This window comes from Niastella yeongjuensis, from assembly GCF_900110245.1.
Classification (GTDB): Bacteria; Bacteroidota; Bacteroidia; order Chitinophagales; family Chitinophagaceae; genus Niastella; species Niastella yeongjuensis.
The window spans coordinates 44,878-58,382 of the sequence record NZ_FOCZ01000012.1 but is presented as its reverse complement, the minus strand read 5'-3'; the positions used below and the strand labels follow the sequence as shown (position 1 = coordinate 58,382).

9 protein-coding genes are annotated in these 13,505 nt (G+C 46.4%); all 9 read right to left on the bottom strand.

Translation table 11 applies throughout. The annotated features are described in order from the left end of the window. Nucleotides 1-58: 58 nt before the first annotated feature. Nucleotides 59-766 carry a LytR/AlgR family response regulator transcription factor gene (locus BMX95_RS26180; RefSeq protein WP_081198102.1) on the bottom strand — a complete coding sequence of 236 codons (708 nt, stop codon included), beginning with the start codon at nucleotides 764-766 and terminating at the stop codon, nucleotides 59-61. Further along, entirely contained in the window at nucleotides 763-1,764 is a 1,002-nt protein-coding gene (locus BMX95_RS26175) for a sensor histidine kinase (RefSeq protein ID WP_081198103.1), read from the bottom strand. Before BMX95_RS26175 ends, BMX95_RS26180 begins: the two co-directional genes overlap by 4 nt. 156 nt (nucleotides 1,765-1,920) lie before the next feature. After that, nucleotides 1,921-3,201, bottom strand: a complete 1,281-nt coding sequence (locus BMX95_RS26170; protein WP_081198146.1) for an alkaline phosphatase family protein — start codon at nucleotides 3,199-3,201, stop codon at nucleotides 1,921-1,923. Between the two features lie 219 nt (nucleotides 3,202-3,420). Next, on the bottom strand, nucleotides 3,421-4,017 hold the full coding sequence (locus tag BMX95_RS26165) for a Crp/Fnr family transcriptional regulator (RefSeq protein ID WP_081198104.1): 597 nt from the start codon (nucleotides 4,015-4,017) through the stop codon (nucleotides 3,421-3,423). A 103-nt stretch (nucleotides 4,018-4,120) separates the two neighbouring features. Next, the gene (locus BMX95_RS26160; protein WP_081198105.1) at nucleotides 4,121-5,995 is read right to left on the bottom strand and encodes a beta-N-acetylhexosaminidase; all 1,875 of its coding nucleotides are present in this window, start codon (nucleotides 5,993-5,995) and stop codon (nucleotides 4,121-4,123) included. Between the two features lie 196 nt (nucleotides 5,996-6,191). Further along, nucleotides 6,192-7,676, bottom strand: a complete 1,485-nt coding sequence (locus BMX95_RS26155) for a RagB/SusD family nutrient uptake outer membrane protein (protein ID WP_081198106.1) — start codon at nucleotides 7,674-7,676, stop codon at nucleotides 6,192-6,194. A 12-nt stretch (nucleotides 7,677-7,688) separates the two neighbouring features. Continuing rightward, nucleotides 7,689-11,162, bottom strand: coding sequence for a TonB-dependent receptor (locus tag BMX95_RS26150; protein ID WP_081198107.1), 3,474 nt, complete (start codon nucleotides 11,160-11,162; stop codon nucleotides 7,689-7,691). Between the two features lie 128 nt (nucleotides 11,163-11,290). After that, entirely contained in the window at nucleotides 11,291-12,415 is a 1,125-nt protein-coding gene (locus tag BMX95_RS26145; RefSeq protein ID WP_081198108.1) for a FecR family protein, read from the bottom strand. 505 nt (nucleotides 12,416-12,920) lie between these two features. Beyond that, on the bottom strand, nucleotides 12,921-13,496 hold the full coding sequence (locus BMX95_RS26140) for an RNA polymerase sigma factor (RefSeq protein WP_081198109.1): 576 nt from the start codon (nucleotides 13,494-13,496) through the stop codon (nucleotides 12,921-12,923). Nucleotides 13,497-13,505: the final 9 nt, after the last annotated feature.

Below are 13,505 nucleotides of genomic sequence, written 5' to 3'. Positions count from 1 at the left end.
CCGCTGGCATAGCCGTTCCCGGGGTGAGTAGAGGAACAGGGAACATGAGTAGACGAGCTTACTTATTGAGGGGAAGCACCGCTTCTACAGCGGCCCGGTAACTTTCACTGAGGGGCAATTCTACGGCACCCAAACAAATGAGATCACGTTTTACCGCTGTTACTTTATCTGCTGCAATGATGTAGGATTTATGAATACGCACCAACCGGTATGGCAGCAACTTATCTTCCAGCGCCTTTAAACTCATTTTGGTGATCACCGGTTTGGGGGCCGTTGTTAAATAGATCTTCACATAATCCTTCATGCCTTCTATATATACGATCTCATTGATGTTGATCTTTACCTGGTTGTATTCTACATATACAAAAAAGGAAGGCGGCAGTTCTTTGGTGGCGGGTGTCTTTTGTTGCAGGCGAAACAACTCCTGCGCTTTGTTACAGGCTTTTAAAAACCGTTCAAACGAAACCGGTTTTAACAGATAGTCAACAGCAGCCAGTTCAAAACCTTCCCAGGCATGTTCTTTATAGGCTGTAACAAATATGATCATGGGTGGGTGCTGCAGCGATTGTACAAATTGAATACCGTCCAGTCCGGGCATTTGAATATCCAGGAAGATAAGGTCAACTGCTTCGCGGTGTAACAGTTCCGTAGCTTCCAGGGCATTTTTACAGCGCCCCACCAATTGTAAAAAGGGAACCCGGCTGATGTTGTCAACCAGCAGGTCCAATACCCATTTTTCATCATCCACAGCAATACAACGCATCATAACAGGTTACAATTTAAATGAACGGTATAAATACCTTCCTTGTTAACGATCTCCAATTTGTAATTGTTGGCATACAACAACTCCAGCCTGTTTTTTACATTGTTCAGGCCAATGCCCGAGTGCCTGTCCTTCGACTGGTTAGCCGGATTATAATTATTCACCACCTTAAAGTCGAGTTGCTGTTCCTTTACAACAAGCGTTATTTGTATAAACGGGGCCTTTACCATGCCAATGCCATGTTTAAACGCATTCTCAATAAAAGGCACCAACAACATGGGTTCTATCATTCCTTCGGGGTAATCGTTTTGAATGTTCAGGGATATGGCCACATCTTCCCCAAATCGTAATTGCTGAAGCGACACATAATTTTCAATCTGTTCTATTTCCTTCACCAGGGCAATCTTTTCTTCATTGCTTTCGTACAACATATATCGTAACAACTCCGATAACCGGATCAATGACGGCTCCAGCAAATTCGACTGCAAACGGGCCATGGAAACCATATTGGTGAGCATATTGAATAAAAAATGCGGGCTCACCTGTGACCGCAATAATTTCAATTCGGCATCGAGCCGTTGTGCGCGGGCTTCCTTTTCCATTCGTTCAAAACGAATACGGTCAAATACCAGCCGGTAAATAATGCTGGCGAACAGAAACGGCACCAGGGGGAAAAAGATCAATCGCCGGTTAAAAGTAGTGAACTGAAAACCGGCATCCAGCTGCAAAAAGAAAACCTTGGCAAACCCCGAAAGGCATACAATTGCCACCAGGCAGATAATATACAACCACCAGGTTCTTCTATTCAGCAGTTTGGGGTACAGATAAAATGCATTAAAATAAAAAAGCCCGATATGATATAAGGTGGTAAGCAGGTAAAAAATGGCCGACAACCCAAAGAACTGCTGGTCCCACAACAAAATGCCGGGCACACCTAACAACAGCAACCATACTGCCACATGGATCCATTTCGGGGAAATAGCTGCTTGTACCGGTTTCATACCTGAAATTAAGCAGTATTACCGTTTGGGACAAAAATGCGTAGACCAAAGGGGAAGATGGGTAGATAAAACGAAACAGGAAGTAAGAAGTAGGAAGACATTGGTTTTTCAGCCGTCCTCGTTACCTCCTACTTCCTACTTCTTACTTCCTACCTCCTACTTCACCAATATTGGTTGCAGTACTTTTTTATTGCCATCGATCTTTTCAGTAACAGGCAGACCCAGTAAACCGGCGATCATGGGATACACATCCACATTCTCGAACGTGGGTATGGTAATCCCTTTTTTGAAAGCGGGTCCCCAGGCGTAGAAAATGGCATGCATATCTTTTACCTGCGTGGGATCAAAGCCATGATAGCCTTTACCTGGTTTGCGGTTCGAGAAAACCATGGGCCAGGTGGGCAGTAAAACGATATCGCCAATGCGGTTGTAGCGATCATCGGCTGCACCAAAATGCAAATAGGCAGGCACTTCTTTTTTCAGGTATACCTGGTAGTTGTCTGCTTCCTTTTTCAACTGCGTGTACAGCGGCATCAACGTTTGTTTGTCTTTGGCGTAAATGTTCATCATGGTGCCGCCTGATTGTATCAGAAACTTTGCGGTGTCTATTGCAGCTGGCGTAGGGATCCAGTGCGCCGTATCTACCGCTGTCATACCATGATCGGCTACCAGTACAAAGTTCACGGGTAAGCCAGTGGTTTTAACCGCTTCGGTAAGTTGGAAAATAGCGTTATCGACGTTGTGTACCGCTTCCTGCGTTTGTGGCGCATCGGGTCCAAAGCTGTGCCCTGAATGATCGGGCTCGTTCATATAGAAAGTGATAAAATGGGGCCGTTGTGCTTCGGGCAGCGTGAGCCAGTCTTTTACTACATCAACGCGTTTATCGAGCGGTATTTTGTCATTATACACATAAGAATAGGTGGGCCGCACGCCTTTTACAGCTGCTTCTGAACCTACCCAATACATACTGGCGCTAACCAGGTTGTTTTGTTCGGCCAGTACCCACAAGGGTGTACCACCATACCAGCTGCTATCACCTACTTCTTTTTTATTGGCCATACTGTACGAACGTCCCATGGCGGCATCATAAAAACTGTTGCCTACGAGGCCATGGTGCGATGGGTACATACCGGTAACAAGCGTATAGTGGTTGGGAAATGTAACAGACGGATAAGAAGGTTGCATGGAAGCAGCGCTCACGCCCGCTTTGGCAAGTTCCTGGATGTGTGTGGCGCCGTGCTTCTGCACATAGTCATAACGAAACCCATCGAGGGAGATCAGGATCACATACGGTTTTTTCTTACTGGCTTCGCTGTTGGTGCGGCCGGGTACCACGCGTTGGGTTGTATCCACCTCAACACCGTGGGTGGTTTGTGCACCTGCAGTAAATGCGATCGATAATAACAAAGGAAAAACAGCCAGAATTCGTGGTCTCATGTAAAAAATTTTAAAATAGAACAAGACACCCATGGGTTGCATGGATGTCTTGCTGGTTACTAATCAGAGCAGTTACATTTTGGGGGAAAGGTATCAAAACCGGGCAAAGTTATTGTTAAAGAAAATGACAAATGGCAAGTAATAGATCACCAAATAGTTACGATAGCATTACCGAAGTTAGAATCTAACATTCAACAGGTAATAAAGCAACAAAAGCGGTTATAGTTCGGAGTGCAATGTATCAGCTACGAGCTGCCGCGTAGTAGCTGTAAGATCGGCCATATCCTGTAAAGAAATGATTTTGTCGAGATAGACTTCCCGGTTTACTGCAGTCATCACCTTTTTATGCATGGCTTCCTGCAGCATTTCAATACGCTTTCTCGGTTCGTAGGAGCGGATATAAAAAAGAAGGGATTCCGTTTTGTTCCAGCGTTCAACGATCTTGCCATAGAACAACTCTGCCACTTCAGGGTCGTGCGTCATCAAATACTTTAAGAAATTAAGATCGTAGGAACGTATTTCGGTAGCGGTTAATGTTTTGCTGAATTCATTAAAAGGCGCATCTTTCAGAAAAGCCAGGTTGCCAAAAAACTCACCCGGTGTTACGATCTCATACACGCATTCTTTTCCTTTGGGCGACAACCTGCCCAGTTTAACAGCCCCACTGATGATCTCGTAAATGTCGGTAAAACGCTGAGGCGCCCCGTACAACCAGGTACCTTTTCTTAATGTATGAAAAGCACTCTTCTCTTTTAACCCCGGAATATTCTTCGATACGAGGTAGTTATACAGGCCCATTTCTGCTACCGTTGACATGTCGCAATTTTACACGGAAATTTGAACTTGTGCAAACGTATGCAAAAAAAGATTTCAGCAACGCAGGAATTAGTAATAATTATTTAATATTAAAAATTTTTAACTATGGGTTTTCTATTAGTGTTTTCGTTACCACGCTTCTTCGGCCGGCCGGTGTAATTACAATTGTCTTTACTACTATTTTCTTTTGGGGTGGAACCGGGATGGTAACCGGGCCGGAATATTCAAAATCGGCATCACCGGGCTGCCGGTTATTTACGGTATAAAATATGCGCGCACCGGGAAATGGCGGTTCCACGTCCAGTCGGAAACTATCTGTTTTTACGGTTGAATCGATTTCCTTATAAACGGTGGGCACCCGGTAATTATAGCCCTTTTTATCGAACTGTTGTAAATGCCAGGGCAACACCTCTTTTGTAAAACGGCGCTCGTCTTTGTTTTCCTTGACCGCCCAGCCGGTTTCGGCCAGCGCCAGCAAACGTGGTAATAACATGTATTGCAATTTCGGAACGGTGGGAATGTGTTCCGTCCAGATACAGGCTTCCACCCCCATAATATAGGCCCGGTCGCTATCTGACAAGGTACCCGGGTAATCGGGATTGAAATTATACGCCTTCCACCAGGGACTGCTGCCCCCGTGGTTGATGGGCTCCATATCGGAGGCGCTTTGGGCATAATCAAAATACAAACCATGGCCGCCCGGCGCCATAATAACCGGTAATTTCTGCTGTAACTGTTTCTTCGCCGTACTCTCGCCAAAACGGTTCATCACGGCTACGGCCTCATTAAGGCCACCATCGAGCATTTCATCCCACCCGATCATCTTTTTATGTTTGGCCCGCACAATGGCATTCAACCGTTTCATAAAATAACCCTGCAATTCATGGGTTGAAGCCAGCTTGTTTTGCTGCATAAAGGCCTTTACGCTGGAATCTTTCTCCCAATAGCCTTTAAAACATTCATCACCGCCCACATGTATGTATTCATAGGGAAACAGGGCAGCTACTTCTGTAAATACCTTATCGAGAAACGCATATACTTTCTCATCAGCAGGGTTCAGCGTATTGTCTTCATACATTTCAAAATGACCGTCGGGAAACCATTTGGCAAACGAACTGCCGGGGTTCACCCGCGTGGCTGCATTTTGGGTGACAGACAATTCAGGATATGCCGCTATCATGGCCATAGAGTGGCCTGGCACATCTATTTCGGGCATCACCTGTATATGCCTTGCTGCCGCATACTGAAGAATATCTTTTACCTGGGCCTGCGTATAGAATCCGCCATCGGTAGCCGGCTCACCGGCTTGCGGGGCTGGCATATTGCCACCGAAGTCCCCTACCCGCTTTACGCGCCAGGCCCCTACGGCGGTTAACTTCGGACAACTTTTTATTTCCAGCCGCCAGCCCTGATCATCCGTTAAATGCCAATGAAAGCGATTGAGTTTATAACAGGCCATCAGATCGAGCAGGTCTTTTACCTGTTGTACGGTAAAGAAATGCCGCGATACATCGAGCATCAACCCACGATAACCATAGCGCGGATGGTCATTGATGGTACAGGCCGGTAAAACAATTGTTCCCCGATTGATTTCGGGGAACAATTGCATCAATGTTTGTATTCCATAAAACAGTCCGGCGCCTTTGCCAACGAGTTTAATACGATCAGGCGTCACCGATAATGTATATCCCTCCGCTGGTAATCCTTCAGCACCTTTGGTAGTTATAACTATAGCATTCAGTGGCTCATTGACCGGTTGTTTAAAAACAGGATTAGCAATAACCACCTCATTTTGTTTCAACCAGGCACTAAAAAAAGATACGGCGTTTTTACTCTCCGCATCGGCAACAATGGTAGTACCCGCCTTGATTGTAAACTGCCCCGTTCCCTTAACAAGAGATAACGGAGCCGGTATTATATGCTGGGCAATACTTTTCAGGTGTACCAGCAGTATAATGAAAATGATGATCTGTTTCATAAAATACGATGGGCAGAAGGCAGAGGGCAGAGGGCAGAAATGAAAAACCGCCGCAAGTCCTTGCGGTCTCAGTTTAGCCAAGATCAACCCGCCAATTCTATCAACCTGCCATCTATAACTGGTCAACCGGTTAACTGGTTAACTCGTCAACTGGTTAACTCGTCAACGTATCTCTGCCTTCTGCCTTCTGCCCGTTTTAATAACCTTTATTCTGCGGTTTCAAATTAGGATTCTTAATGATCTCTGCATCCGGAACGGGAAACAGGGCAAACTCTGGTTTTATATTCTTGGCGCCTATCGGGTTATCGTCTGTTACTGATTTAACAGCGTCTACCAGCGTGCCCCAACGGGCCAGGTCCCACTTGCGCTGAAATTCCCCTACAAATTCAATGGCCCTTTCTTTTCGGATCAGTCTTGTTACTGAGTCCTGGGCTACGCCACTTACCGGCGTGGTGAGGCCGCCATGGTCTGCACGTACCTTATTGATCCAGGTAAGGGCATCAGCGGTTTTGCTTTGTTCGTTCTGGGCTTCGGCCAGCGTCAACAACACATCGGCATACCGTTGGAAATAAATATCCTTTCCACTGTTGCGGTCATTCGCCTGCAGGTCCCAGAACTTAGCGCCAAACCAGGGGTGATTAGGTTTTTTGAATCTGGTAAAGGGCTGGCCATTATAAGAAGTGGCAACGGTAACATCCTTACGCTTATCGCCTGTTTCGAACATATTTACCAATGCAAGTGTTGGACAAAAATTCTCATATCCCAGTAACACAGTGGTGCCAAAATCCACCCCTGCATAGGTTTTGTTATTGCCATCTCTCACTGGTATAAACCAGGTATAATAATAAGTGACGCGGGTGTTGGTATTGGTGGCATTATCGCGTTTGAACTGTATTTCAAAGATCGATTCTTTATTATTCTTGAACCGGTTATTGACGTCGAACAGATCGGCAAAATTCACCAGGGTGTATTGTTTACTATCAACCACCATTTGTGCATACTTTTCTGCATTTGCCCAGTCTTTATCCAGCAGGTATACTTTCGCCAGCAAGGCCAGTGCAGCGCCTTTGGTAGCACGGCCTGTTTCAAGGGCCGGATATGAATAAGGCAATTGACCGGAAGCCTGTAACAGATCATCCTTTATTTGCTTCCTCACATCAGCGGCATCGGCACGTGGCAACGTACTAACCACATCCACATTCAGCTCATCCGTCCAAACCGGTACTGCGCCAAAACTGTTGGTAAGGATGTAATAATGCAACGCGCGCAAATAAAGCGCCTCGCCTACAAGGCGGGTCTTCAACGTGTCGGTGATCTTTGCATTACCTACCCGGTGTATGATCAGGTTGGCATTGGTAATAGCGCTGTAACATTTTCTCCATACGTTGGAAATGTTGCCCGGCGCCGCCGCGGAGAGCGTATATTCCTGGTTACCATCGGTACCGCCTGTATAGATCAATACGTCTGTTCCTTCTTCAATCGATTTCCAGAGGTCTTCCTGGCCAAACAGTTCAGGGAGGCCCGAATACACGCCATTCACAGCCTGTATACATTGGGCATCTGTTGTAAAGAACTGATCAGGAGCGATAAAACTTTTAGGTGATTCGTCCAGTTTTTTGTCACATGCCGACAATAATAAACCGGCTACTATTATAGAAAGAAATTGTTTGCTTTGTTTCATGTTCAGTGAGTTTTAAAATCCAAGATTTACACCAACGGCCAGTGTGCGTGCATTGGGATAGGTACCATCGTCTTTTGCTCTGATGGTTGAATTGGTGCCCTCTTTGTTCACCTCAGGATCGAAGCCATTGTATTTGGTTAACAGGAAAATGTTGGTGCCGGTAAAGTAAACATCTATTTTTTTGAACACTTTAGGCAACACATTTTTGAAGGAGTAACTCAATTGCAAAGACTTTAAGCGCAGCAACGAAGCATCATGCAGCTCACGGGTGCTTGGTACGTTATCGCGTGAGTTAACCCCAGGAATATCTGAAGTAGGATTATCGGGCGTCCATCTGTTGGCCATATACGCAAACTGATTGGTCAATTCAGACCCACTGCCCATAAAGAACTCGATGTCGTTAAACATGGTATTACCCCAGTTGTACTGAAGGAAAAATTCCAGCGAAAGATTCTTATAAGTAAAGCGGTTGCCCAGGCCTCCGTATACTTTGGGATTCACCGTACCCAGAAAATGATAATCATCGACATTCAGCAAACCATCCCCATTCCTGTCGGCATATTTAGGTTTACCAGGTTTGTACAGGGAAGAAGTTGATACCAGTGTGCGCTCGCCTTTGGGCCTGGCCAGTTCCGCATCTATTTCAGCCTGGCTATGCCAGGTCCCTTTGTAATCGGCCCCGTAATTGGCGCCTATAGGCAAGCCTACATCCAGGTAATTGGTGTTGGCACCGTAACCGTTGTTATCGATCGATACTTTTACAAGAGGTCCCAGGTCCAGCACCTTTTGTTGATTGGTCGACAGGGTGAGTGTTGAATTCCAGGTAAAGTTTTTGGAGCGGATGATATCTCCCGACACCAAAAATTCAAAACCTTTTGATTCGGTTTTTCCTATATTGATCAACCGGGAAGCAAAACCGGTTTGCGTAGGGATCTGCACACTCAGCAACAGGTCTTTGGTTCGGGTATGATAATAATTCGCATCCAATACAAGGCGGCCTTTGAACAATTCCACATCGGCGCCAATATCCATTTGGTCAGATGTTTCCCAGGTCAGGTTGTTGTTCGCCAGCAAACCCTGGATATAACCCAGTTGTTGCGTGCCGCCAAAAACATAACTGGTATTAGGATATGATGAATTGGCAACCGGACTGGTAACCAGTGAACTCAGCGACTGGTAATTATCGATACCCTGGTTACCCGAACGGCCGTAGCTAAACCGGAAATCGAGGTTATCAATGATTCCTTTTTTATTAAAGTCCTGGAAGAAATTTTCTTGAGACAACCGCCACTTGGCGCCTACTGACGGGAAGAAACCCCATTTGTGATTGGAAGCAAAGTTGGAGGAGCCATCGTAGCGGCTGGTAAAGGTGAGGTAGTATTTACCAGCATAATCATAATTAGCGCGACCCAGGTACGACAACCGGGTATTGTCGTCGTAAGAAGAAGTGGTCGTTCTCTTATCGGCCGGAGCAGCAGCAAAATTATCGTACCGCATTATGTCATCCGTAAGCCCGGTCACAGAGATGCCAATACCGGTGTACCGGCGAAGCTCAGTAGTAAAGCCGCCCATTACATTAATATGGTGCAAGCCAAACGCATGGTCATAAGTAGCCGTATTTTCATTTTGTACCAATGTTCTGTTACCCATGGTAGAGGAAGCATTGGCGGTTGTTGTTTTGGACGCTATTTTAGCAGGCGTGTTCGATGCCTGATAATAATTGAGGCGGTTGCTGTACAAACTGCCGCCGATCGATGACTTTATCTTCAACCCTTTCAATGGCTGCAGTTCCAGGAACATATTACCCTGTATCGCATTCACTACATCATAATTTTCAGTAAGTGCCGCATACACAGGTGGTGAATCCATATTGCCACCGCTATTATAAATTGGGTTCCACGATTCAAAACTGCCATCGTCTTTATATACTTTCATGGTTGGCGGCATGGTGATCATAGAACCGATCCAGCCTGAGTTGGAACCGTAGTTGATGTTACCGATATCCTGGCGGTGGTGGCTGGCATTCAGTACCAGCCCCATATTCAGTTTATCGCTCCAGGTTTTATTTAAATTGATGCGGGTCTGGTATTTTTTAAAGCCCGTATTTTTTATGATCCCGTCCTGGTTGATCACGTTGCCCGAAAGGAAATACGTGAGTTTTTTAGAGCCACCCGAAGTAGAGAGGTTATAACTTTGATACGTGGCCGGACCGGTAACTGATTTTGTCCAGTTCGTACCATCTTCCCCTACAAGGGCTATAATGGAATCTACATTGGGATAAAGCAGTGGTTTGCCATTGTCCTTCCGGCTATCATTAATGAACTCGGCAAACTGGCGGGCATTCATCAGGTCAAGGGTACGCGGTAACGATTGTACGCCGGCAATCACATTGAAATTACTGTTATCTGCCCCCGCCTTACCTTTTTTAGTGGTGATGATCACTACACCATTGGCGCCGCGCGAACCATAGATGGCGGCAGCCGAGGCATCTTTCAACACATCGATGCTCTCGATATCATCAGGGCTCAGGGTGTTCATATTAGTAGCGTCGATTATACCATCTACCACATACAGGGGTTCGTTATTGGCGGATATCGACCGTGCGCCACGAATGCGGATGGTGGTACCGGCGCCTGGCGCGCCATTGGTTGATTTAACATCCACACCCGCCATTCTGCCTTGTAACATCTGGTCAACACGGGCAATGGGTGTATTGTCGATATCTTTAGAAGTAAGGCGTGATACAGCGCCGGTGAGGTCTTTTCTTTGTACCGAACCATACCCAACGATCACCACCTGGCTCATGGGGTCCTGGTCTTCTTCCAGCGTGATCACCATGGGCGCGGCTTCGCTTACCCTAACTTCTTTTGTTTTGAAACCGGTAAAAGAAACCACCAGTATGGAGGTAGCATTTACATTGTGTACGGTGAATTTTCCATCGGCATCGGCCACCGCGCCACCGCTAAGGCCTTTTATGCTGATGGTAGCCCCTTCCAGCGGATTGCCTTTGGCATCGGTGATCCGGCCTGAGATATCGATAAAACGCATATTGGCGCTGTCTGTTTTTACAGGTTTCCGCTCGCGGATCACAATGGTTTTATCGGTAACGGTATAAAAGAAAGGCTGGTTATTGAAGCAGGTTTCCAGCACCTCCTGCAACGTTGCCTCTTTTACATGTATGGTTACCTGGTGGGCCAGTTTAATAAGCCGGTTGGAATAGACAAAATCATAGCCACTCTGGTTCTGTATTTCCTTAAAGATACTTACCAGCCGGGCGTTTTGTTTCGACAACGTGATCTTTTGTCCGTACGTGGCGGCAGAAACCTGGCATAATACCCCTGCCATGAATAGTACCAGTAGGTTGATCTTCATAATTACACTTCGTTTCAGATTGGGAACAGCCGTGGAAATGTTCCGGTTGTGTGTGTGGTGGCCACTACGCTTTCTCCATGTAAATGCATGGCGGTAGTGAATCAAAAAATGCATAATTTTGATTGGTTTGGGTGAACAGTTCAGTTAATCGAACATTAATTTTTGAACAGCCCGGACTTTATTGGCCAGGAGTGGTGGTGCACTTCTGGCTTTTTATTTCCGGGCCTGAAAACGATATGATTTTAAGGCATAACGGTGACCCTCCTTCCTTCTATTTTAAAGTGAACGTCTCCTGTGGCTTCGAGCAGTTTCAAAACGACATCGATGTCTTTTGACCGGGAAACAGAACCACCAAACGTGGTATTTATTTCATTGCCGGTATACGACACGTCTATATTATACCAGCGTTCAAGCATACGCATAACGCTGTGGATATCCAGGTCGGTAAATTGGATCTTATTGTTCTTCCACGCCACTACATCTTCCACATTCACTTCATCGAGCGTGCGGATATTACCATTTACCACATTCGATTGCTGGCCGGGTTTCAGCAGGGCTGTATTGCCATTGGTGGCTATTTTCACCGCCCCTTCGAGCAGGGTGGTTTTCATAGCCGCTTCATTATCGTAGGTGTTTACATTGAAATGGGTACCCAGCACTTCCACTACCTGGCCGGGGTTCACTACCCGAAAAGGTTTTGTTTTATCATGCGCCACTTCCAGGTAGGCTTCTCCTGATATTTCCACCCGGCGTTCCGTATCGTTAAAATGCACGGGGAAGCGCAAGGCGGATTTTGCGTTCAACCATACTTTGGTGCCATCGGGCAACAGTACCTGGTACTGTCCGCCCACAGGCGTTTCGATAGTATTGTAAATGACAGCGGTTGCAGGTGCCGCATCGGTAATGCGGTAAAGCATTTGTCCGTCGGCTGTTTTCTCGATGCTGATACCCGTTTCATGCGCAATGTTGCCCGTGCCGGCATCGGTCAAACTGATCTTTTTTCCATTGGCCAGGGTGAGCACAGCCTTGTTGCTGCCGGGCACTATAACATTGTTACTGGAGAAAGCCAGTGGTTGTTCCGCCGCGGACGGTTTATGCGTATTTGTCCGGTACATCCACCAGCCGGTGAAGCCGATCATCAGCACGGCAGCAGCGGCGGCCATTATTCTTTTGTAAATACGGCCGCGGCCCGGCAGCGGCAATGTTTTTTCCAGGTGGCCCAACTCTTTTTCCAGTTCCTGTTCGTTTAATGATTGCGTGTTGGGATGGTGGAGATTGTAAAAGCTTTCCACCAGGGCTTTTTCTTCCGGGGTGCAGGTACCATTCAGATACCGTTGTAATAATTCTTTTGCGTTGCCTTTTTCCATTCGTTTATAAAGACGGATGGGTGGTGATTAGGGAGTAGTTTTTTGAAAAAAAATTCCTTTTTACTGAATTGGAGCTAATGAATAGAAAGATCCGGGCCAAACGGCAGACGGCAAACTGCAAACAGGCCCTCCTACGCCAAAGGTCCGGCGGGCAAAGTAGGATATTCTGCGGCAGGAATTGGCCGGCAATTCTCCCTGTTTTCGCCTTGTTTTCTCCCTTCCAAAGCCTATTCTTTGCCCTGTCAGAACCATCTCTGATTCAGGTGAATATAAAAGATATTCCATAGATATTCCATAGATGTCCCGCAGATGATTTATAGATATCCCGCCTCTAAATAGAGGCGGGATATCTATGGCTGAACGGCAAGGATTCTGTGTTTTTGCTTTAAATATCAAGTGTTGATGCCTACAACAACAAACGGGTCACCCCTATGGATGACCCGGCTTAAAAGTATATTCAATATGACTTTGGAATCTCTGCCCTCTGCCTTTTGCCCTCTGCCCTTTAGCTACTCAATAAAGAAATAAGCAACAATATAATAGTAAGTCTCCCCCGTAAAATCTTCAACGCATTGTTTACGTGCTTTTTAACGGTAAGCTCTGACAGATCGAGGCGTTCGGCGATTTCGCGGTGCGATAGATGGGCCTTGCGGCTTAATTCAAATACTTCCCGCATTTTAGCTGGCAGACTGGCGATCTCCTGTTCAATAACAGCAGCCAGCTGTTGTTCGCGGATGCGGTGATCGGCCACGGCTTCGCCTGTATCGATGAATTGTTGAAAAGCCTGTATGTAGTTGGATTCTGTTTGTTTACGGGCGATGCAATCCAGCACGCGGTTGCGAACTGCAGTATATAAATAGCCGCTCAGCTGCGTAATATTGAGTTCGTCGCGCTTTTGCCACAGGGTGGTAAACAGTTCGTGAATGAGGTCGTTCACGTCTTCCTTGCTTTGTAACCGCTTGTAGGCATGCAGGTATAATACCCCTTTATACCGGTGGTAAATTGCTGTAAAAGCCTGGTTATCGCCCTGTTTCAGCAGCGTTGTAAGCTCCTGATCAGTTAAGCGGTCGTAAGCAGACATGGAGGCCTG